The sequence below is a fragment of the Gordonia sp. 'Campus' genome (genome assembly GCF_022206305.1).
Taxonomy (GTDB): Bacteria; Actinomycetota; Actinomycetes; order Mycobacteriales; family Mycobacteriaceae; genus Gordonia.
The window spans coordinates 81,472-103,135 of sequence record NZ_JAKOIW010000008.1 but is presented as its reverse complement, the minus strand read 5'-3'; the positions used below and the strand labels follow the sequence as shown (position 1 = coordinate 103,135).

The following is a 21,664-nucleotide window of genomic DNA, read 5'->3' as shown; positions in this document are numbered from 1 at the left end:
ACAAAGGGGATGAGTATGAGTGGATCGGTCGCGGGTGTGGTCATCGTGGGAGCGGGGCTCGGCGGTGTGCGCGTCGCGGAGAATCTCCGGAACAACGGTTTCGCCGGACCCGTCACGCTGATCGGCGCGGAAACGCATCCGCCGTACGATCGTCCGCCCCTGTCGAAGTCGGTGCTGCTGGGCAAGGACGACCGCGTCGACCTCAAACCAGACGGGTTCTACGCCGAGGCTGACATCACCTTGCGACTCGGCGAGGCGGTGACAGCCGTGTCCCCGGGCGACCGGACCGTCACCCTCGCGTCGGGTACGACCGTCGACTACGACACCCTCGTCCTCGCCACCGGGCTCGATCCCCGCCCGTTCCCCGGCCTGACCGAGCGGGTCGCGGGTGTGCACATGATCCGGACCTACGACGACGCCGTCGCTCTGCGCGGCGAGATCGACTCCGCCCGTTCCGCAGTCGTCATCGGCGCGGGCTTCATCGGGTGTGAGGTGGCCGCGAGTCTGCTGTCGCGCGGCCTGCGGGTGAGTCTCGTCGAACCGGCACCGACACCCCTCGCGGTCGCCCTGGGCGAGCGGATCGGTGCGCTGGTCTCCCGCCTGCACGTGGACAACGGCATCGATCTGCGCACCGGCATCGGTGTGGACACGATCGTGGTGTCGGACGGACGGGTGCGGGCGGTCGAACTGGCTGACGGCACCGAGCTGCCGGCCGACATCGTCGTGGTGGGGATCGGGTCCACCCCGGTGACCGGATACCTCGACGGCTCGTGCATCGAGCTCGCCCCCCGGGAGGTGGGTGGTGGAATCGCCTGTGACGCAACCGGGCACACCAGTGCGGAGAACGTCTATGCCCTCGGCGACGTCGCCAACTGGCTCGACGACGACGATGTCCCCCACCGCGTCGAGCATTGGAATCACACGGTCGACCAGGCGTCCGTCGTCGCCCACCAGATCACCGGCGGCGACGCGGTGACCGCCTCGGTCGCCTACTTCTGGAGTGACCAGTTCGACCTCAAGATCCAGGTCCTCGGTGCGCCGCGCGCCGACGACGAGGTCCACGTGGTCGACGACGACGGCAAGAAGTTCGTGGCGTACTACAGCCGGGACGGCATCCTCACCGGAGTCGTCGGCGCCGGAAAGGTGGGCGCCGTGATGAAGACCCGACCCAAGCTGCAGACACCCACACCCGTCGCGGATCTGCTGTAGGTATGACCGGGGCCCGCCGGGTCCGCGCCGGTACGAACCCGGAACCGACCGCGGCCGCGGTGCGCGAGGCAGCGGCCGAGGCTGCCGACCCGGAACTCGCTGTCGGACAGGCCAAGTTCTTCCAGGCGCACCCCGGCGGTTACGCGGAGGGGGACGAGTTCATCGGACTGCGTGTACCGCGGCAACGTGCGATCGCTCGACGGTTCGCGGGCATCGGCCCCGAACCGGTTCGAGAACTCCTCGATTCGCCGGTGCACGAGCACCGCCTCATCGCGCTGTTCCTCCTACGCGCCGAGTTCGAGCGGGCGTCGCAGACATCCGACGGGGAGTCCGCGACGCGCCCGTGGGTGGACCTCTATCTCGACGCGGTTCGGCGTGGGCGCGTGAACAACTGGGACCTCGTCGATTCTTCTGCGGACCCGGTGCTCGGCGAGTACTGCCACCGACACGGTGAGCTCGACGTCGTCCTGCGGCACGCGCGGAACGAGGACCTCTGGATCCGGCGGGTGGGCGTGATGGCGACCTTCGCTTACATCAAACACGGTGACGCACAGGCGCTTCTGGCCGTCGCACCGCTGGTTCGAGACGATCGGCGCGATCTCGTCCAGAAAGCTTTCGGGTGGATGTGGCGGGAAGTCGGCAAACGCGTCGACGAGGGGATACTCCTGGACTACCTCGAGGCGAACGCCGCCCGGATGGGCCGCACCGCGCTGAGCTACGCGCTCGAACACCGGTCGCCGCAGGAGCGCGTGTACTACCGGTCGTTGCGCTGACGCTCACCAGAGCGCCGAAATCCGCCCTCCGGCAGCACGCCGAGCGCACATGGCTCGTCGCGGCCCTGCCGAGGGCGGATTTCTGTCGTGTACAGCCGGGTTCGGCGACTCAGCTCTCGCGCGCGACCTTCGCCGCCGCCCAGATCATCGGAAGCTGGAAGGGCAGGCGCGCGAGCGCGATGATCCTGTACGGCAGGGGCTTGTCCCACCAGAGCCGCACCATGTTGATGTTCGCCGGGTAGACCGCCAGGAAGAGCAAGACCGACAGGGCGGCCGAGGCGCGCCGCGTCTGCGGTACGAGAAGTCCTGCGCCCAGGCCGATCTCGGCCACGCCGGACAGGTACGTCAGAGTGCGCGGATCACCCGGGATCTCTTCCGGGATGATCTCGTCGAACGGCTTGGGGGCCACGAAGTGCAGCACGCCGATGCTGAGCAGCATCACGGCGAGTCCGCGTGCCAGCTGGACGGGGTTCACACGGGAACCTCGGAGGGTGTTCACGTCGTCGTACTCCTTCGATTCGATCTCGGGCCGTGTGTCAGAACTCGATCTTCAGAGAGTCCGACGTCGGATGGGCTTGGCACCCCAGGATGTATCCATCTTCGATGTCCTCGGGATCGAGCGCTCCGGAATTGTCCATGTCGACAGTACCCTCGGTGAGAGTGCAGGCACACGAACCGCATTCGCCTTCCTGGCAGGAGTACGGCGCGTCGAGCCCGGCGGCGAGCATGATGTCGATGAGCGTGCGCGACCGCGGCCACGTCAGCGTGTGCGTCTCGCCGTCGAGCTCCACGTCGACGGTCGCCGCGCTCGCCTGTTCCTCGTCGCTGACCTCGTCGAGTTCGACGTCGGCGAACGGATCACCGGACAGCGAGTTGTACACCTCGGTGTGGACGTTGTGGTGGGGAAAGTTCGCCTGGGCGAGACCCTTGTGGACGGCGTCCATGAACGGGCCGGGTCCGCACATGTAGGCGACGTGGGAGGCGGAATACGGTGCGAAGGTCGTTGCCAGGGCCGCCGCGCTGGGCAACCCCTGGAGGGCTTCGAGCCAGTGGATCACCGTGAGGCGGTCGGCGTGGGCCTCCAGGAGATCGCGGAGCTCGCGCGCGAAGATCACGTCCGCGACGTCGCGGTTGGCATAGAAGAAGACGACCGGGGCGCCGCCCTTCGTCAGCGCTGCCTTGAGGATCGACATCACCGGGGTCACCCCGCTGCCCGCCGCGATGAGCAGCAGCGGGTCGTCGTACGACTTGGGTGTGAAGACCCCGGAGGGAGGCAGGACCTCGACCTGTGTGCCGGGGGAGAGGTTGTCGCACACCCAGTTGGAGCCGTACCCCTCCACGGTCCGCTTGACGGTCACCTTGGGCCGTGGATCGGAGAACGGAGAGGACGCCAGCGAGTAGCAGCGAGCGACCGAGCCGGTCCGGTCGCTCGGAATCCGCAGCGTCAGGAACTGGCCCGGCTTGTAGTCGGTGAAGGCCTTCGACGACGACTCGGGGACGTCGAAGGCGATGGACTTGGCATCGGCCGTCTCGTCGATCACCTCGGACACCGTGAGGATCACGCTGCGCGAGCCGTGAGGGGTCAGGTCAGACATGTGAGCAGTCTCCGCCGTCGAGGGCCGGAGACGACCGGCCCAAATTAGAACACGTTCTACTTCAGCCTAGCCTAAGTGCCGGTCTCCCCACGAGGGTCTTCCGACGGTTGCCCGGGCTGTCCTCGATCAGGTTAGTCACGCCAGCGCTGCCACACCGTCGGCCACCGTTCGTGCTCCCGCCTCGATGAGGGCTTCGAGGTCGGCTGCGGGATCGGCGAGCCACCGTTCATAGGCGGCCAGGGCTGCTCCCAGGCACAGCCAGCCGAGCGTCTGGGGGAGGTGGTCGTTCGCGTCGAGGCCCAGCCTGCCGGCGCAGAACTCGGCGATGACCTGCCGCCAGTCGGCGTACATGATCATCGAATGCGCTTGCAGCGCCGGTACTCCCAGCAACAGCGACATCCGACGTCGGTGGTTCTCCAGTTCCGCGGGCGGAACGCGGTTGAATGCGACGAGGGCGTCGATGAGCGCCTGCGCCATCGGGGTCTCGGGCGGTATGCCCGCGAGCAGCGCGCGCAGTTCGCCGAGGTGGTCGTCGAACTCGCCCCAGGGGATCTCGTTCTTCGACGAGTAGTAGCGGAACAGCGTGCGGCGCGCGATGCCGGCGGCCTCGGCGATGTCGTCGACGCTGGTGTCTTCGAAGCCGCGGCTGGTGAACAGGCCGATGGCGAGCGCGCTGATCTCGGCGCGCGAGGTGATCGGGCGCCGGCCCGGCGAGGTGCGCGCGTGTCTCGCACCCGGTTGCTTCGTCGTCATCGGGACCCCAGTCATCTCGGGATTCACCTTAGTGGGCCGGTGTGGCGCGGCAGGACGCAACAGCCGCGCCTGACCATTCGGACGGTTTTCGCGCAGACTCTGGTTTTCTGCACCGGGTGCCACTATAGTCGTCCGTGATCCGCATCACTACCGAAAACCAAGGAGGTATGGATCATGGCAGACCAGTCCGCCGCCAACATGCAGAACTCGAACGACACGGAACTCCTCGCCGAGTCGCTCGTCGAAGAGGTGTCGATCGACGGGATGTGCGGGGTCTACTGATGTCGGCCCCGACATCGAATCCGATCTCCGGCGACCGTTCCGCGGTCGCCGGGGTCCGGTTCGACACCCCCGCTCCCGGTCCCGACGCTCCCGGTTTCGACACCCTCGAGGCCTGGCAGCTCAATCCGAAGGTGGCACTGCGCCCGGAACCGTTCGGTGCGCTGCTGTACCACTTCGGTACCCGCAAGCTCTCGTTCCTGAAGAACCTGACCGTGGTGGGGATCGTGAAATCCCTTGCCGACCACGACTCGGCCGAGGCCGCGTTGCTGGCCGCCGGGGTCACCCCCGCCCAGCGTCCGCTCTACCTTCAGGCGCTGACCGCACTCGCCGACAGCGGCATGATCGTGGCGCGCGCGGCCTGACCGCTGCCTGCGGTTCCCGCCGTGACCGACGATCGACCCGGCCCGGTCGATCGGCGCCTGCGCCCGGCCCGCAGGGCGAGAGCCCGCCCGCTGTCCAGATCAGCCCGCACCCCAGATCAGCCCCGAACCCAGCCCAGCCCGGCCCCGAACGCTAGGACCAACGATGACGACCATCGAGATGCCGCCCACCGCAGCCGAACTCGCGAGCTCACTCCGCGCCTCCGCGCCGGTCACCGAACCGCAGGTGCCCAAGGTGGGTCGCCTCGTCGATCAGTTCGAGAAGGGCCTCGACGCCCCCATCTGTCTGACGTGGGAGCTGACCTACGCGTGCAACCTGGCGTGCGTGCACTGCCTGTCGTCGTCGGGCAAGCGGGATCCCCGCGAGCTGTCGACCGAACAGTGCAAGGCCATCATCGACGAGCTGCAGCGCATGCAGGTCTTCTACGTCAACATCGGTGGCGGTGAGCCCACGGTGCGCCCCGACTTCTGGGAGCTCGTCGACTACGCGACCAGCCATCAGGTCGGGGTCAAGTTCTCCACCAACGGGTTACGCATCGACAAGAAGGTCGCGGCCCGCCTGGCGGCGTCGGACTACGTGGACGTGCAGATCTCCCTCGACGGTGCCACCGCGGAGGTCAACGACGCGGTGCGCGGGCCCGGGTCGTTCGACATGGCCGTGCGTGCGCTGGAGAACCTGGCGGAGGCCGGATTCGCCGACGCGAAGATCAGCGTGGTCATGACGCGGCAGAACGTCGCTCAACTCGATGAGTTCAAGGCACTCGCCGACCGCTACAACGCCACCCTGCGCATCACGCGTCTCCGTCCCTCCGGTCGCGGTGCCGACGTATGGGACGATCTGCACCCGCTGCCGCAGCAGCAGCGCGAACTCTACGATTGGCTTGTCGCACACGGTGACCGGGTGCTGACCGGTGACTCGTTCTTCCATCTGTCGGCCTTCGGGTCCGATTCCGGCGGCGGACTGCCCGGCCTCAACCTCTGTGGTGCCGGTCGCGTGGTGTGCCTGATCGATCCGGTCGGCGACGTCTACGCCTGCCCGTTCGCGATCCACGAGAACTTCCTCGCCGGCAACATCCTCGCCGATGGCGGGTTCCAGGAGATCTGGCAGCGTTCGGACCTGTTCACCGAGCTGCGTGAGCCGCAGAACGCCGGTGCGTGCACCAAGTGCGCCCACTTCGACGCCTGCCGCGGCGGCTGCATGGCGGCGAAGTTCTTCACCGGCCTGCCGCTGGCGGGTCCCGACCCCGAGTGCGTGCAGGGTTACGGCGAGGAGCTCCTCGCCGGTGATCGCACCAAACCGACTGCGAACAAGGACCATTCGCGAGGAACCCCGCTGACGCTGATGACGCGGCGTCCCGACGGAGACCTGACGCCGGTCGCGTCGCGTCCCACCAAGAGCTGTGATGAGAACCCGCTCGCCGGGTTCACCCCCGCCGCGCGGTAGATCCACCCGCGGTACGTTCCGGGTGCAGCGGGTCCCGGCGGGGCCCGCTGCACCCGGCCTCATGAGTGCCCGGCCGGCGCTCATGGACGATGAATGAGTAGGAAGAACATGGCTGCCAACCCCTGGGCGAGAAATCCCTGGTTCGAAACCGTCACCGAGGCGCAACGCCGGGCCAAGAAGCGCCTGCCGAAGTCGGTGTACTCCTCGCTGGTCGCCGGCACCCAGGCGGGTGTGACCGTCGACGACAACGTGCGCGCGTTCTCCGAGCTCGGATGGGCGCCGCACGTCGTCGGCGCTCAGGCCGAACGCGACATGGCGACAACCGTGATGGGACAGGACATCTCGTTCCCGGTGATGATCTCGCCCACCGGAGTGCAGGCCGTCGACCCGGAGGGTGAGGTCGCCGTCGCACGTGCCGCCGCGGCCCGCGGTACCGCCATGGGACTGTCGAGCTTTGCCTCGCACGCGGTGGAAGAGGTCACCGCGGTCAACGACAAGGTGTTCTTCCAGATCTACTGGCTCGGCAGCCGGGACGACATCCTGGCCCGCGCGGAACGCGCGAAGGCAGCCGGCGCCAAGGGCCTGATCGTCACCACCGACTGGGTGTTCAACGTGGGCCGCGACTGGGGCAGCCCCGAGATCCCGGAGAAGGTCGACTTCAAGGCACTGCTGCGCCTGGGTCCGGAGATCGCGGTCAAGCCGCGCTACGCGCTCGACTGGGTCAAGGGGGGCAAGATCAACATCCCCGACCTCACCGCGCCCAACCTCACCCCGCAGGGTGTCACCGGTCCCACGTTCTTCGGTGCCTACGGTTCGTGGATGAACACGCCCCCGCCCACATGGGAAGACTTGCAGTGGCTTCGGGAGCAGTGGGGCGGGCCGTTCATGGTCAAGGGCATCACGCGCCTCGACGACGCCAAGCGGGCCGTGGACATCGGCGCCTCGGCGCTGTCGGTGTCCAACCACGGCGGCAACAACCTCGACGGCACTCCCGCGACCATCCGTCTGCTGCCCGACATCGCGGCCGCGGTCGGCAACGACATCGAGGTCCTCCTCGACGGCGGGATCCGTCGCGGCAGCGACGTCGCCAAGGCGCTCGCGCTCGGCGCCCGCGCGGTCATGATCGGCCGTGCCTACCTCTGGGGTCTGGCCGCCAACGGCCAGGCCGGCGTGGAGAACGTGCTCGACCTCATGCGCATGGGACTCGACGGTGTGCTCATGGGCCTCGGACACAAGAGCGTGCACGAACTCTCGGCCGCCGACCTCGTCGTTCCCGACGGCTTCACCCGGTCGTTCGGGGACGCCTGACGCGGCGCATTTTCGCCGCCGGAACACTGGGGGAGCAGAACTAGAACGTGTTACAGTTCTGCTCATGGGACAGTTCGACGGCAAAGTCGTCTACATCACCGGCATCGCCCGTGGTCAAGGCCGTAATCATGCGGTCCGGTTCGCCCGTGAGGGAGCCACGATCGTGGGTCTCGACATCGCGGGTCCGATCATCGACCATGCGACCTATCCGGCGGCGACCGCCGACGACCTCGCCGAGACCATTCGTCTCGTCGAGGGCGTCGGCGGGAAGATCCTTGCGCGGCAAGGGGATACCCGCGACCTCGCCTTCCAACAGCAGCTCGTCGCCGACGCCGTCGAACAGTTCGGGCGACTCGACCACGTCGTGGCCAACGCGGGTGTGCTCACGTGGGGCAAGGTGTGGGAACTGACCGAGGAGCAGTTCACCGACGTCATCGACATCAATCTGGTCGGCGCGTGGAAGACGTTGCGGGCAACCATCCCCGCGATGCTCGAGGCGGCCAACGGCGGATCGATCACCGTCATCAGCTCGGTCGCCGGACTCAAGGCGATGCCGATGCAGGCGTCGTACTCGGCGTCGAAGTATGGACTCGTCGGTCTCACGCAGACGACGGCCAAGGAACTGGGGCACCACCGCATCCGGGTCAACAGCGTGCATCCCTACGCCGTGGACACCCCGATGGGCGTGGCCGACACCGAGGCCCACCGGATCTTCGGAATCCCGTGGGTGAACCCGCATTTCACGTCCATCCTGGACTACCACCCGGTCGCCGCGCTCGACGAGATCTCCGATGCGGTGCTCTACCTGGCCTCCGACAGCGCCAAGGGCATCACCGCCGCCGAGTTCCAGATCGACATGGGGCACTCGAAGGTCTGACGCCGCGAGCCACGAAGGACGACGTGAGTTTGTCGCCCTTCGTGGCTCGTCGCTTTCGCTCCTCGCACCTCAGGGAGCGGGGTGGGTCGCTTTCGCTCCCCGCGCCTCAGAATGCGGGGAAGTCAGTCGGCCCAGAGGGTCGACGGATCGGTCGCCTCGGTGGTCGGGCCGGCCGGGGTCTGCGGCTTGGTGCGCGAGAAGCGCGGCGCCACCTGGGCCTGGGTCACGCCGTCGATGTCGACGAGGTTGGCCCGCGCCGACATGTGCGCGTCGGCGGGGGCCTCGGCGAAGGTGAGGACCGGCGAGGTGCAGGCGTCGGTGCCGTCGAAGACCGCGGCCCATTCGTCGCGCGTGCGCGTCTTGAAGGTGTCGGTGAAGACCTGCCGGAGCTTGTCCCAGTTCGCGATGTCGTTCTGGTCCGGCAGGTCGGCGTCGGCGAGCTCGAGCCCCTTGAGCAGTTCGGCGTAGAACTGCGGCTCGATGGCGCCGACGGCCATGTACTTGCCGTCGGAGGTCTCGTAGACCTCGTAGTAGGGGGCGCCGGTGTCGAGCATGTTGACACCGCGGGTGTCGCTCCAGAGTCCGGTGCCGCGGAAGGCCCACATCATTTGTCCCAGAACAGAAGCGCCGTCGACCATGGCGGCGTCGACGACCTGGCCCTGGCCCGAGATGCCACGCTCGATCAATGCCGAGAGGACGCCCACGACCAAGAACATCGAGCCGCCGCCGAAGTCACCGGCGAGGTTCAGCGGCGGCACCGGGCGGTCGTCCTTTCGGCCGATCGCATGCAGCAGGCCCGTGAGCGAGATGTAGTTGATGTCGTGCCCGGCGAGGTTGGCGCGCGGTCCGTCCTGACCCCAACCGGTCATCCGGCCGTAGACGAGTCCGGGGTTCACCTTCGCGAGATCATCGGGACCGAGGCCGAGCCGTTCCATGACGCCCGGACGGAAACCCTCGAGGATCACATCGGCCTTGGCCACGAGACCGAGGATCGTGTCGCGGTCGTCGGCGTCCTTCAGGTTCGCCTCGACGACGCGTCGGCCGCGGAGCAGTGCGTCGGCGTTGCGTCCGGGGGCGGGCAGCGATCCCGGCCGCTGCACGCGCACGACGTCGGCGCCGAGATCGGCGAGCAGCATCGCGGCATGCGGTCCCGGGCCGATGCCGGCGAATTCGATGACCCGGATCGAACTGAGGGGGCCGGGCTTACCGCTGTCGTGTGTCGAACTCGTCGGTGTGGCACTGCTCATGGGGTGTGGTCCTCCCGGTCGTTGTACTGCCCACTGTGTCAGGCATCACTGGTCGGCTTCCAGCATTCCATAACCGATCGAACGCTCGTCAGAGTGGTCGCAGGCATATCCGGCACGGTTTTCACGCCGTTTTGGCCCGACGCCGAGATACCGCGGAGCACCATGGCTAGCATTGGTCGAATGACAGGTCCGTCGGTGTTGGGGCAGTGCAGCTGGCCAGACCTCGATGGGCAGGTGATCACGCTCCTGGTGCCGCTGGGCTCGGTCGAGCAGCACGGCCCTCATCTCCCGCTCGACACCGACACCCGCATCGCCGCCGCGGTCGCCGATGCCGTCTGTTCGCACTCCGACGCCGACGCGGGCCTCATGCGTGCCCCCGACCTCAACTACGGCGCCAGCGGGGAGCACGAGGGCTTCGCCGGGACCATCTCGATCGGACACGAGGCGTTGCGTGGCCTCCTCGTCGAGTACGGACGCAGTGCATGCCGCTGGGCCACCCGCGTGGTGTTCGTCAACGGACACGGCGGCAACGCCCGGACCCTGGTCGACGCGGTGGGCCTGCTGCGATACGAAGGCCGGGACGTCGCCTGGTTCCCGTGTGCGTTCGACGGCGCCGATGCGCACGCCGGTTTCACCGAAACATCGGTGCTGCTACACGTTTCGCCGTTGGCGGTCGACACCTCCAGGGCGATGGCGGGTAATCGCGAGCCGGTGGGCGCGCTGCTCGGTGCGATGCGCTCGGGTGGTGTCGCCGCGGTGAGCCCCAACGGTGTCCTCGGCGACCCGGGCGGTGCGACCGCCGATGACGGGGCCCGCCTGATGGCGGAGGTGTCCGAGCGGCTGAGCGCGGCGCTGTCCTCGTGGCGGGTCGACGCCCAGGGGCGGCTGGCATGACCGCACTCGACGATTCGGCCCCCCGCCGCTGGGGCCCGGGCCAGGAGTCCTCTGCGGACGGAAAGGCGGCCGGCGCGCACACGGAAACCACTGCGACGCAGCCGAACTCGTCCGGGTCGGACGAGGAGGGCACCGCCCCGGCCGAGGCCGGCGGGGTGGGCACCGATCTCCCGGACGGTTTCCAGGTGCAGATCGATCTCCGCTGCGCCAAGGCGGGTGACTTCCGCTACCTGGTGGGTGGATCCCCCACCCGTCTGTTGCGCATGTCTGACACCGCACTCGGCATGACCTCCGAAGACGGGCGAATCGAGGTGTGCGACAACGTGACCCGGCGCCTTGCCCGGGCGCTGCTGGACGCCGGGATCGCGAACCCGCGGCCGATGTTCGGGCCCCAGCCCTCGGATGTGACCGTGGTGATCCCGGTTCGGGACAACCAGGCCGGTGTGGATCGGTTGCTGCGGGCCCTCGACGGACTCGCCGTGATCGTCGTCGACGACGGGTCGTCGACCCCCGTCCTCGCCGACCGTTCCGGTGCGCAGGTGCTCCGTTTCGACGACAACCGCGGCCCGTCCGCGGCGCGCAACGCCGGCGCCGCCGCCGCGACGACCGACTTCGTCGCCTTCCTCGACTCCGACGTGGTGCCCGACGCCGACTGGTTGACGGTGCTCCTCACTCACTTCTCCGACCCGACCGTCGGGGTGGTGGCCCCACGCATCGTCGGACTGCGCGACGACGGGACACCGGCATCCTCGCTGGCGGCACGGTACGAAAACGGCTGGTCCTCGCTGGACATGGGCCCCGAGGAGTCCGCCGTGGCGCCGTCCACGCGCACCCCCTATGTGCCCAGTGCGGCAATGGTGGTGCGGCGCAGCGCCTTCTGTGGATTCGACGAGTCTCTCCGGGTGGCCGAGGATGTCGATGCGTGCTGGCGGATGCACGCCGAGGGATGGCGGATCCGCTACGACCCGGTGGCGCGCGTGGCGCATGAGCACCGGTCCGACCTGCGCTCGGTGCTGTCCCGCCGGTGCTTCTACGGGACGGGCGCAGCCCATCTGGCCTCGCGCCACGGCGACCGTGCCGCGCCGGTGGTGATGTCGGTGCCCATGGCCGCCGCCGTGGCCGCACTGCTGTCCCGCACCCGTTTCGGGGCCGCCCTGGCGATGATCATCCTCACCCATCTCGCCGTCCGGATGCGTCGTCGCCTGGGTGACCTGCCGTCGGCTCCGCTCGTCTCGGCGCAGATGACCGGACGGGCGGCCGGATTCGGCCTGCTGCAGGCCGCCGACGCGATCTGCCGGCACTACTGGCCCGTCGCGGTCGTGCTGGCGCTGGTGTCGCGGAGGTTTCGCGTGCTGGCGGTGCAGGTGGCCATTGCCGAGGGGGTCGTCTCGTGGGTCCGCGACCTGCTCGCCGACCCGACCCGACCGCCGGCCCTCGGCCCGCTGCGGTACATCGTGATGCACCGTCTCGACGACCTCGCCTACGGTGCCGGTCTCTGGCAGGGCGTCATCTCCCACCGAGACCCGGAGGCGTTGCGCCCGGTCATCTCTCGATGACATCGTCGAGCGGATCGCTGCGCGCCGATGTCGTGATCGTCGGGGCGGGCAGTGCGGGATGCGTCCTCGCCGAGAAGCTGTCCCGCGATGACTCGCGGAGTGTCGTGTTGCTCGAACGTGGCCCGGCGAGTCTTCCCGGACCCGCCGATCGCGATCTGCGGCGCCTCCCGATCCACGACGGCGCCCCCTACGCGGTACGCCACGAGACCGATCTCGGACTCGCGGCTCCGCGTGGCGCGGCACTCGGCGGGTCATCGGCGGTGAACGGTGGCTACTTCCTGCGGTGGCACCCCGGGGACTTCGCGTCATGGCCCACCGGGTGGGATCTCGAGACGGTCGCCGCCGCGTACGAGGAACTGGACGGCCCGGGCGGGACGATGGGCGTCGAACCGGTGTCCGACGACGAACTGGGCGACGCCGGAGCCGCTTTCGAACGCTACTGGTCACCGAGGGCCGACGTTCGCGCGGCCGAGGACAGATGGCCCGTCACCGGGGTCAACCGGGTAGTGATGAACCGCACGGGCCCCACCCGCCGATCCGCGGCCGACGCCTACCTCGCGACCGCGTTGTCCCGGCCCAACCTCGTCCTGGTGCCCGACTGTCCGGTGGGACGTCTCGAGGTGGTGCGCGGCCGGACCGTGACCGGTGTGCGTGCCGGTCAGCTCACGGTGACCGCCGGTGAGGTGATCCTCGCGGCGGGCACCCTCGGCACGGCCGGGATTCTGTTGCGCTCCGAGCTGGAGGCGATCGACCCCGCGCGCACCGGCCAACTCGCGGCGGGCGAGCATCGTGGTCTCGCCGTCTCCTACCGACGCCGGTCGCCCGCGGACCCCGGTGTGGTGCTCCCGACCGTGCTGCACACCGACGATGACCTCGAGATCAGGTGCTATCGAGACGATTTCGCATCATTCATCGACGGAGTGCCGCCGTCCCGGCCGATGGTCGAGGTGACGGCCATGCGATCCGCACCGATGCGGATCGTGGCGACACCTACAGGTGTCCGGCTGGAGTTCGACGATCCGGACCCGGCCACGACCGCGACGATGGGCGAAGGTGCGCAGCGCGTGGTGGAGATGTTGCGGGCCCCGGAATTCGCCGACATCGTGGTTCCCGGCAGCGTCACCGTGGCCTCCCGCCCGGGCTTCTCGCAGCACGCCTGGGGTTCCATGCCGATGGGTACCCGGACCGACTGGCTCGGCGGCGTCTACGGAACCCACGGCCTCCGCATCGTCGACGGCTCCGTCCTGCCGAGCGGCGGGCACAGCGGACCGCACGCGACGATCATGATGATGGCGTGCCGCATCGGTGACCTGTTGGCCGCGCGGTGACGTCGAACTCGGCGCCGTCGGGGGTCGCGGACGGGCATGGGGAAATCTAGTCTGAGGACATGACTGCTCCGTCGCTGACCGACCCGGCCATCCATGAGTTCCTGACCTCCGGGACAAAGACCGGGCACCTGGGATACCTGGCCGCCGACGGGCGACCGCTCGCCGTCCCGATCTGGTTCGTCCTCGACGGTGACCGCATCGCCTTCAACACCGGCGCCACCACCGCGAAAGGCCGTGCACTGCTCCGCGATCCGCGGGTCGTGCTGTCCGTCGACCTCCCCGAGCCGCCGTTCGCGTTCGTCCAGGTGCAGGGAATCGCACGCATCACCGAGGACCTCGACGAGGTCCGCCGCATCGCGACCTCGTGCGGCGCCCGCTACATGGGCGCCGATCGTGCCGAGGAGTTCGGCGCACGCAACGGCGTCCCCGGCGAACTGGGGATCTGGATCGAGCCGCGCAAGGTCATCGCGAGCCTCGATGTCACGGCCTGACCGGCATGCCGGTCTGCTGACCCCGACCCTGGCGAAGCAGTGCTGGGGGTTCATGGTCGGATCGTCGCTCTTCGCCCTCGGCTCGGCTCCCGGCCTGGCCTCGCTGACCGGTGTGGGCTTCGCCAACCTCTGCTACTTCGTGGGTGCGTGGTTCTTCACCGGTGCCGGTCTCGTCCAACTCCTCCGGAGCGGGTCGGTCGCAGACCTGCGCGCGTCGACGCCGGGTTCGGCGGTCCGTGCCGAGTGGTTCAGCGCGGCAACGCAATCGGTGGGGACGATCCTGTTCAACGTGTCGACGACCGGTGCGCTGGTCGCCCACACGATCGCCGGTGACCGCCATCTGGTGTGGACACCCGATGCGGGCGGCTCGATCGCCTTCCTCGTCAGCGGTGCGCTCGCCTTCGTCGGCTACGCCCGCTCCTCGGGGCGAGGCCTGGACCTTCGAGACCGGGACTGGTGGTCGGTGATGATCAACTGGATCGGATGCGTGGCGTTCGGCGTCTCGGCGGTCGGGGCCTTCGTCACCCGGGGCGGGGTGACCGCCGATGCGGTCCTGGCCACCGCCGGTACGTTCGTCGGCGCGATCTGCTTCTTCCTCGCATCGGCGGTCGTGCTGCCGCTGCGGGCGCCTCGCCGCTGAGACCCGTGCGCTGACCCGGACGGATTCAGTCCGAGGAGGTGGCCGGGTCGGCGTCCTCGCGGAGGTCGACAGCGGTCTTGTGCGCGAACAGTTCGCGGTCCAGCGCGGTGTCGAGTGCCCGATCGAGCGCCGCGTGCGCGTTCTCCGTGCCGACCCGGCGCATCATGCCCAGCAGGTTCACCGCCCACGCCACGTCATCGTCGTCGGCCGGCAGCCATCCCGGTCCCTTGCGGCGATCCACCTCGTCGTGCGCGGCGGTCATCAGGATCTCGGCGGCTTCGTTGATCTTGCCGGTGAAGCGCTCGTGGACGTCGGCGAGTGTGGACAGCTTCATGCCGCGCCGGACGAGCCGGGCCAGATTGCCGATGATCCGACGATCGACGGCCTGATAGACGCCGTTGCGGTCGGTCTCGGTGATGACCCCGGCCCGCAGCAGCGCCGCCACCTCGTCATCGTCGAGGGATCCGAACCGGTCGGCGAGCTCTTCCCTCGTGATCTCGGGGTGAGTGGTGCTCGACCAGTGTTCGTCGAGGATCTCGTTGAGTTCCAATGCATCCCCGATGCGGGCGCCGGGGTTGGTCATGAAGGTGGCGATGTGCTTGAGGGTGAAGCCGCTGCCCAGCAGCTTGTTGATGGCGCGGAGATTGCGCAGATGCTTCTCGGTGTAGATCGCCACCCGCCCCCGTCGGAGGGGGGCGGGCAGGAGTCCGCGTTCCTGGTAACCACGGATGTTCCGGGTCGTGGTCCCGGACACGCGGGCCAGGTCGTCGATCCGGTACTCGGTCATCCCCTCACTGTATCGCCGCAGCCGCCGGAGTCCGAGCGGACTCGTGCACGAAGATCCGCCAGTCGCGCAGGTCGACGCGCCGCAGCTGGCCGACGTACTGGCTCGCGAAGCCGGGGAACATCGTCGCGTTGAATCCGTCCTCCGTGAGATACCAGCTCTGACACCCCGAGTTCCATGTGGTCGAGGTCAGCCGGCGCTGGAGGTCGCGGTTGTAACGGTCCTGCGCGTCGGCACGGACGTCGATCGCTTTCCACCCGTTGCCGAGCAACTGTGCGACGGCATCGGTGATGTAGTCGATCTGCGCCTCCATGTAGACCAGCGCCGAACTGTGACCCGGGCCGGAGTTCGGTCCGAAGGTGAAGAACAGGTTGGGGTAACCGGACACGGCGATGCTGCGGTAGGCGTATGCCCCGCGGCTCCACTCCGCGGCCAGTTCGCGACCGTCGACACCGGTGACGGGGATGGGCGTGCCGGTGGTCGACACGTCGAACCCGGTCGCGAACACGATGCAATCGAACTGGTGCTCAACACCTTCGACGGTCCGGATGCCGCGTTCGGCGATGCGGGCGATCGGCCACGTGACCAGCTTGCAGTTCGGACGTTGCAGAGCGGGGTAGTAGTCACTCGTCATGAGCAGGCGTTTGCAGCCGGCGGCGAAGTCCGGCGTGAGCTGGCGGCGCAGCCAGGGATCGGCCACCTGGGTCCGCAGGTGAAGTCTGCTGATCGCCTCGACGATCCGCGTGAACGGCGTGTTCCACACGACGCCGAGTGCCACCGTCTCATGGCCCCAGAACCACAGGGACCGGGCGAGTCGTTGAGCCCCCGGCACCGACCGGTAAATCTGCTTGGTGGTCTCGCCCGTTCGGGCGTTCATCCTCGGCAGGACCCAGCCGGCAGTGCGCTGGAAGACCTTGACCGACGCGGCTCGGTCCACCAGTTCCGGCACGATCTGGACCGCACTCGCTCCGGTGCCCACCACGGCCACCTTCTTGCCGGTGAAGTCGTAGTCGTGATCCCATCGCGCACTGTGGATCTTGTGTCCCCGATAGTCGTCGAGCCCGGGGATGTCGGGGAACGAGGCGTTCGCGAGCGGACCGGAGGCGAGGACGACGGATCTGGCCCGGACCGTCCGATGGGCTTCGGCGAACGTGATCGTCCACAGTCCGTCCGACGCGTCGTACCGCAGATCGGAGACCGTGTGACCGAACCTGATGTGCGGCTCGATCCCGTGGTCCTCCACCATCGTGTCGATGTAGGAGAGGATCTCCTCGCTGCGCGAGTACGTGTGCGACCAGTCCGGGTTGGGTGCGAAGCTGTAGGAGTACAGACGTGACGGGATGTCGCAGGCCGCGCCCGGATAGGTGTTGTCCCGCCACGTCCCACCGACCCGCGCGTCCCGCTCGAAGATCGTGAAGTCCTCGATCCCGCGCTCCTTGAGCCGGATCGCCGTGCCGATGCCGGCAAAACCGGCACCGATGATCGCCACCGAGATGTGCATCGTCACGTCCTCAGGCCGTCGGTTCGTAGGTCAATTCTTGTGACCACGTCGGTGTCCGGTGGACGAGCCCGAACGGGATGCGCCCGGTGAGTTTCACCATCGAGTCGGCGAACAGGTGGTAGGGCACGTTGCCTCGGTTGACCACCGCGGCACCGTGATATGAGACGACGCGGAACATCGGCAGCCTGCGGACGTACTCGCTGCGGTCGCCGACGGCGCGATACCGTTTCATCGCACTGTAGAGACGTTCCTCGTCGACGCCCATGGCGACGATGTTGTCGCGCATCTTGTTGAGCAAGGGGACGTAGCTGAGCGCACCGATGAGGAAGGTGGGTTTCACCCAGCCGCCGACGAATTCGATCGTCCGCTTGCGCAGCCCCGCATGGCCGAGGAGTTCCATGACCTCGAAATCGACTGCCAGATGGCGGGATTCGTCGGCGTTGATCCGCTTGAAGACCTCCTGGGCCACCGGGTCCTCGACCTCGTCGGTGATGAACTTGATGAGGGCTCCGTCGAGTGCGACCTCCAGCATCGGGATCACCGTGCCCAGGAACGACAGGGACATGTCGTCGGAGTGCTTGTCCAGCCAGTTGATCACCAACTGCACGTTGATGTTCGGCGAGGGGATCTCGTCGTCGACCAACATCCCCCAGCGTCGCATGAGCGCCAGTTCGGCGTTCGCGTGCTTCTGCTCTTCGGCGTGGAAGTGCTCGTAGATGCTCTTCAGGGTCTGTGTCGGCGCTTTCTTCGCCATGGCGGCAAAGCCTCGTGCCCCCACGTTCTCGATCCACATCAGGTCGCTGAGAAATGGTTTGAGCTTGGCGTGCAGTTCGGCGTCGATCAGCTCGGCTCCGGGGGCGTCCCAATCGATGTCGGCCAGAGCCCACTGGCGGTCCTTGATCTTCTGGAGCATGTTGTCGAGGTCGATGGCCATGACGGTCCTTTCGGGTCAGGTCGGGTGGATGTCGCCGGGGTCAGGACGATGGGAGGAGCCGGTTGAGCAGTCCCAGGCCCCGGACGTAGGAGGCCGGGAAGTGTCGCTTGAGGTGCCAGATCACCCGGGCGTCGACCTGGGGCACGACGTAGAGGCGCCCGAGATCGTGCGCGTCGAGCGTCGCCGAGGCGACACCGTCTGGTGAGATACCCGTCCAGCGCATCAGTTTCGCGGCGAGAGTGCGTGCCTCGGAGGTGATCCGACCGTCCTGGGCGACGTTGGTCTTCACGAATGTCGGGCACAGGACCGTCACGCCGACCCCCGAGTGCGCCATCTCGGCGGCGAGTGTCTCGCTCAGCGAGACGACGGCCGCCTTCGACACGTTGTACGGCGCCATGACCGGGGCCGCGGCGAACCCGGCCGCCGAGGCGACGTTGATGATGCCTCCCCGGCCGGCTTCCCGGAGCATCGGCGCGAAGAGTTCGCAACCATGGACCACGCCCCAGAGGTTGATCCCCAGGGCCCACGACCAGTCGTCGAACCCGATGTCGCCGACCGGGCGGCCGCCGATCCCGACCCCGGCATTGTTGATGACGAGATCAGGTGGACCACCGAAGGTCTCGACGGCGAACGCGGCGAGGGACTCGACTGCCGTGCGGTCGGCCACGTCGCAGGTGAAGGGATGTGCGGGGCGGCCGGTCCGGGCTTCGATCAGTGACACCGTCGCCACGGCTCGCTCGGGATCGATGTCGGCGCAGATGACCTCGCCGCCGCGTCGTGCGAGTTCCAGGGCGAAGGCTCGACCGATTCCGCTGCCCGCACCGGTGACGATCGCGCGTGAGCCCATCGACACGGGGTCACGCAGGAAGCGCCGTCGCAGGCTGTCCACGACCGGGATCATGACACCTCCGACACGGTGTGCTGGCGGTCGACGTCGGCGAGGACGCCGGCGAGGAAGTCGGCAACCCGGTGCAGCGCGGCGTCGGCTTCGGGGCCCAATCGGGGAAGGGCCTGGAAGACGTGCATCATGCCCGGCCACACCTCCAGCCGGCTGTCGCCGCCGTGCGTCCGGAGTCGCTCATGGAGGTGACGGGCGTCCGCGCTGAGCATCTCTGCCCCGCCGGTCTGGATGAGGAACGGTGGCAACTGCCCGGCGGGAGTGAACTCGAGCTCGAGGCGGGGATGGTCCGCCGGGACGTCACGCGTGTAGAGGGCGACGAGTCGCGCCGCCGCGGCGGCGGTGATCGCCGGGTCGCGCCGCATGCGTTCCTGCTGACGGGCCAGCCCGAAGGTGAGGTCGATCAGCGGTGAGAACAGGACGATCGACGAGGGCTGGGCGCTGCCGGCCCGCGCCCGTTGCAGGACGAGGTCACAGGCGAGGTGTCCGCCGGCCGAATCCCCGCCCAGCACGATGCGCGACGCCGGATAGCCCTGACGCACAAGCCACTCGAACCCGGCGGCGACGTCGTCGGCCGCGCACGGGAAGCGGTTCTCGGGGGCCAGCCGGTAGTCCACGACGAAGACGGGCAGGCCGCTCGCCGCGGACAACCGGGCGGCCAGCCCGCGGTGGGTGCGCGCCGAACAGATCGCGTACGCGCTGCCGTGGATGTAGTAGATCGCCGCGTCGGAGGGTTCGACCCCGGGTCCGAGCACCCATTCGCCGCGCACGTCGTCCTCCTGCACGGCCCGCACCGTGGTGCCGGCGGGTGCGGGACCGAGCAGTCGCATCACCGTGGCGATGAGGCCGCGTGAGAGCCGGATTCCGGTGGGATTCAGCGGAATCAGTCCCGTGAAGGCACCGAAACCCCAGCGGGTGAGGTGGGCGGTGACCGTCGAACGGGCGGTCGCGCGGGTCGGCAGCGGTGTTGGCGACCGGAGTGGGTCTGTGTGCATCACCTCACACCATCAGCAACTGTGCCATTTGTCAATGGCATGGTTCGCGCGGAGTGTTGGAACAGCGACAGGGCCGCGCGATCTCGTCGCGCGGCCCTGTCGATGGTCACGTCGCCGCTAGGGAGCGGGCAGTGGTGCCTCGGAGTTCGCGGTGATCTCGATGTCCCCGGTCGTCCGCGCGCCGGTCGAGGTTCCGTAGATGAGGTGGGCGGGCACGAAGCGCATGCCGAGCCAGTACAGGATCATCCCGGCTCCTGCCCCCATGAACCAGGTGAAGCTTGCCTGATAGACGGTGCCGAAGATGACGACGCAGATCGGCAGGGCCGACGCGATCACGGTGGCGCCCACGGCAATCGGGTTCCACCCGTTGCGGTACCAGTAGGTGCCCGCCGGCCTCATCGTGAACAGGTCGTCGACGACGATCTTCTGCTTCTTGACGAGGTAGAAGTCGGCGATCAGGATGCCGAACAGCGGGCCTATCACCGCGCCGAGGGTGTCCATCGTGTAGTGGATCGCCGTCGGGTTGTTGAACAGATTCCACGGCGTGATGAGCACCGAGCCCACCGCTGCGATCATGCCCCCGGTGCGCCAACTGATCTTGGTGGGCGCCACATTCGAGAAGTCGAAGGCGGGCGAGACGAAGTTCGCGACGATGTTGATGCCGATCGTGGCGATCGCGAACGTCAACACGCCCAACACGGCCGCGGTGGTGTTGTCGATGCGGTCGACGATGTGCACCGGATCGGTGATGATGTTGCCGTCCTCGTCGGTGCCGATGACCGTGACCGCCGCGGAGACCGTGCACACCACCAGAAGGGAGAAGAAGAGGAAGTTGACCGGGAGTCCCCAGAAATTGCCCTTCTTGACCTCACCGAAGGAGCGGCCGTAGCGCGAGAAGTCGCCGAAGTTGAGCATCGGCCCGGAAAAGTAGGAGACCACGAGCGCGAATGCGCTGATCATCATCGTGATCGACGACCATCCGGAGAGCCCGTCGCCCACGGACAGGTCGAGGCTCACGTTGTCCCACCCGGCCTCGACGACGAGGTAGGCCGCCAGCGCGATCATCACGACATACACTGCGGGACCGCAGAAGTCGATGAACTTCCGAATCGTCTCCATCCCGTTCCAGAACACGAGCGCCTGGAGGACCCACATCAGGATGAAGCCCGCCCAGCCGAGTGCGGACAACCCGAGGAAACCGTGTTGCTCGACGTCGCCCCACGGTTCCAGTCCGGGCCAGAACTTCAGCGCGAGAAGGCCGAAGGCGACCGACGCCAGGTAGGTCTGGATTCCGTACCAGACCACCGCGATGACACCGCGGATGATCGCCGGGATGTTGGCGCCCTTGACGCCGAACGAGACCCGCGTGGTCACCGGATAGGGGACGCCCGCGAGCTGGGACGGTTTGGCGACGAGGTTGCACAGGATGTTGACCGCGACGATGCCCACCACGAGCGCGACGAGCACCTGCCAGGCCGCGATCCCGAGCGCGAACAGGCTGCCCGCGAACACGTACCCGCCGACGCTGTGCACATCGGACATCCAGAAGGCGAAGATGTTGTACCACGTCCACTTCTGTTCCTTCAGCGGCGCGAGGTCGGTATTGGTGAGTCGGTCGTCGTAGGTCGCCTTGATGACGCTCTCGCCCGCCGCCCCGGAATGCGACTGTGCCGCAGGACCCGTCGGGTCGGGGTAGGGATTCCCGGATGTTGTTGTGGACATTGTGCTCCCGTTGTCGGTCTCGGCGACAGCGCTCGTCTGTCGGCGAACGGCGT

22 protein-coding genes are annotated in these 21,664 nt (G+C 68.0%); 12 read left to right on the top strand and 10 right to left on the bottom strand.

Annotated features, from left to right (window positions below; translation table 11 throughout):
• The first annotated feature begins 15 nt into the window (after window positions 1–15).
• Together MAY35_RS11030 and MAY35_RS11025 are read left to right on the top strand one after the other, a co-directional pair.
• Window positions 16–1,209 carry an NAD(P)/FAD-dependent oxidoreductase gene (locus MAY35_RS11030; protein ID WP_238421345.1) on the top strand — a complete coding sequence of 398 codons (1,194 nt, stop codon included), beginning with the start codon at window positions 16–18 and terminating at the stop codon, window positions 1,207–1,209.
• Between the two features lie 2 nt (window positions 1,210–1,211).
• A complete protein-coding gene (locus tag MAY35_RS11025) occupies window positions 1,212–1,982 on the top strand; it encodes a DNA alkylation repair protein (RefSeq protein WP_238421344.1) in 771 nt (256 codons plus the stop codon).
• 109 nt (window positions 1,983–2,091) lie between these two features.
• On the opposite strand, the gene MAY35_RS11020 is transcribed toward MAY35_RS11025, so the two are convergent.
• The 3 genes from MAY35_RS11020 to mftR form a co-directional block, all read right to left on the bottom strand.
• Window positions 2,092–2,421 (bottom strand): DoxX-like family protein, encoded by a 330-nt coding sequence (locus tag MAY35_RS11020; RefSeq protein ID WP_245403942.1) that lies wholly within the window; start codon window positions 2,419–2,421, stop codon window positions 2,092–2,094.
• Between the two features lie 97 nt (window positions 2,422–2,518).
• A complete protein-coding gene (locus MAY35_RS11015; protein WP_238421342.1) occupies window positions 2,519–3,577 on the bottom strand; it encodes a ferredoxin--NADP reductase in 1,059 nt (352 codons plus the stop codon).
• 135 nt (window positions 3,578–3,712) lie between these two features.
• Window positions 3,713–4,345: a mycofactocin system transcriptional regulator gene (gene mftR / locus MAY35_RS11010; protein ID WP_238421341.1), complete on the bottom strand. Its 633-nt coding sequence runs from the start codon at window positions 4,343–4,345 to the stop codon at window positions 3,713–3,715.
• Window positions 4,346–4,504: 159 nt separating this feature from the next.
• On the opposite strand from mftR, the gene mftA reads away from it, so the two are divergent.
• The 5 genes from mftA to MAY35_RS10985 all read left to right on the top strand — a co-directional run bounded on the left by mftA (window position 4,505) and on the right by MAY35_RS10985 (window position 8,621).
• Window positions 4,505–4,612 (top strand): mycofactocin precursor MftA, encoded by a 108-nt coding sequence (gene mftA, locus MAY35_RS11005; RefSeq protein ID WP_238421340.1) that lies wholly within the window; start codon window positions 4,505–4,507, stop codon window positions 4,610–4,612.
• Window positions 4,612–4,974 carry a mycofactocin biosynthesis chaperone MftB gene (gene mftB / locus MAY35_RS11000; protein ID WP_238421339.1) on the top strand — a complete coding sequence of 121 codons (363 nt, stop codon included), beginning with the start codon at window positions 4,612–4,614 and terminating at the stop codon, window positions 4,972–4,974. Before mftA ends, mftB begins: the two co-directional genes overlap by 1 nt.
• Before the next feature lie 163 nt (window positions 4,975–5,137).
• Window positions 5,138–6,436 (top strand): mycofactocin radical SAM maturase, encoded by a 1,299-nt coding sequence (mftC, locus tag MAY35_RS10995; RefSeq protein WP_238421338.1) that lies wholly within the window; start codon window positions 5,138–5,140, stop codon window positions 6,434–6,436.
• 108 nt (window positions 6,437–6,544) lie between these two features.
• The gene (gene mftD / locus MAY35_RS10990; RefSeq protein ID WP_238421413.1) at window positions 6,545–7,744 is read left to right on the top strand and encodes a pre-mycofactocin synthase MftD; all 1,200 of its coding nucleotides are present in this window, start codon (window positions 6,545–6,547) and stop codon (window positions 7,742–7,744) included.
• A 64-nt stretch (window positions 7,745–7,808) separates the two neighbouring features.
• Window positions 7,809–8,621, top strand: a complete 813-nt coding sequence (locus MAY35_RS10985; protein ID WP_238421337.1) for a mycofactocin-coupled SDR family oxidoreductase — start codon at window positions 7,809–7,811, stop codon at window positions 8,619–8,621.
• Window positions 8,622–8,743: 122 nt separating this feature from the next.
• Here MAY35_RS10985 and MAY35_RS10980 read toward each other — a convergent pair whose 3' ends face one another.
• Complete coding sequence (locus MAY35_RS10980; RefSeq protein ID WP_238421336.1) at window positions 8,744–9,868, bottom strand: CaiB/BaiF CoA-transferase family protein; 1,125 nt, start codon at window positions 9,866–9,868, stop codon at window positions 8,744–8,746.
• A 180-nt stretch (window positions 9,869–10,048) separates the two neighbouring features.
• On the opposite strand from MAY35_RS10980, the gene mftE reads away from it, so the two are divergent.
• From mftE to MAY35_RS10955, 5 genes are read left to right on the top strand one after another with little or no spacing between them, the layout of a single operon-like run.
• Complete coding sequence (gene mftE / locus MAY35_RS10975) at window positions 10,049–10,762, top strand: mycofactocin biosynthesis peptidyl-dipeptidase MftE (RefSeq protein ID WP_238421335.1); 714 nt, start codon at window positions 10,049–10,051, stop codon at window positions 10,760–10,762.
• Window positions 10,759–12,318, top strand: coding sequence for a mycofactocin biosynthesis glycosyltransferase MftF (gene mftF / locus MAY35_RS10970; protein ID WP_238421334.1), 1,560 nt, complete (start codon window positions 10,759–10,761; stop codon window positions 12,316–12,318). The genes mftE and mftF overlap by 4 nt, the downstream gene beginning before the upstream one ends.
• Window positions 12,315–13,646, top strand: coding sequence for a mycofactocin system GMC family oxidoreductase MftG (mftG, locus tag MAY35_RS10965; RefSeq protein ID WP_238421333.1), 1,332 nt, complete (start codon window positions 12,315–12,317; stop codon window positions 13,644–13,646). The genes mftF and mftG overlap by 4 nt, the downstream gene beginning before the upstream one ends.
• Before the next feature lie 59 nt (window positions 13,647–13,705).
• Complete coding sequence (locus MAY35_RS10960; protein ID WP_238421332.1) at window positions 13,706–14,137, top strand: PPOX class F420-dependent oxidoreductase; 432 nt, start codon at window positions 13,706–13,708, stop codon at window positions 14,135–14,137.
• A 52-nt stretch (window positions 14,138–14,189) separates the two neighbouring features.
• Window positions 14,190–14,777: a hypothetical protein gene (locus MAY35_RS10955; RefSeq protein ID WP_238421412.1), complete on the top strand. Its 588-nt coding sequence runs from the start codon at window positions 14,190–14,192 to the stop codon at window positions 14,775–14,777.
• Between the two features lie 25 nt (window positions 14,778–14,802).
• Here MAY35_RS10955 and MAY35_RS10950 read toward each other — a convergent pair whose 3' ends face one another.
• From MAY35_RS10950 to MAY35_RS10925, 6 genes are all read right to left on the bottom strand, one after another.
• A complete protein-coding gene (locus MAY35_RS10950) occupies window positions 14,803–15,564 on the bottom strand; it encodes a MerR family transcriptional regulator (RefSeq protein WP_238421331.1) in 762 nt (253 codons plus the stop codon).
• Window positions 15,565–15,568: 4 nt separating this feature from the next.
• Complete coding sequence (locus MAY35_RS10945; protein ID WP_238421330.1) at window positions 15,569–17,062, bottom strand: NAD(P)/FAD-dependent oxidoreductase; 1,494 nt, start codon at window positions 17,060–17,062, stop codon at window positions 15,569–15,571.
• Window positions 17,063–17,072: 10 nt separating this feature from the next.
• A complete protein-coding gene (locus MAY35_RS10940) occupies window positions 17,073–17,996 on the bottom strand; it encodes a ferritin-like domain-containing protein (RefSeq protein ID WP_238421329.1) in 924 nt (307 codons plus the stop codon).
• Between the two features lie 40 nt (window positions 17,997–18,036).
• Window positions 18,037–18,897 carry an SDR family NAD(P)-dependent oxidoreductase gene (locus MAY35_RS10935; RefSeq protein WP_238421328.1) on the bottom strand — a complete coding sequence of 287 codons (861 nt, stop codon included), beginning with the start codon at window positions 18,895–18,897 and terminating at the stop codon, window positions 18,037–18,039.
• Window positions 18,894–19,889: an alpha/beta hydrolase gene (locus MAY35_RS10930; protein WP_238421327.1), complete on the bottom strand. Its 996-nt coding sequence runs from the start codon at window positions 19,887–19,889 to the stop codon at window positions 18,894–18,896. Before MAY35_RS10930 ends, MAY35_RS10935 begins: the two co-directional genes overlap by 4 nt.
• Window positions 19,890–20,006: 117 nt before the next feature.
• Window positions 20,007–21,611, bottom strand: a complete 1,605-nt coding sequence (locus MAY35_RS10925; RefSeq protein ID WP_238421326.1) for an NCS1 family nucleobase:cation symporter-1 — start codon at window positions 21,609–21,611, stop codon at window positions 20,007–20,009.
• Window positions 21,612–21,664: the final 53 nt, after the last annotated feature.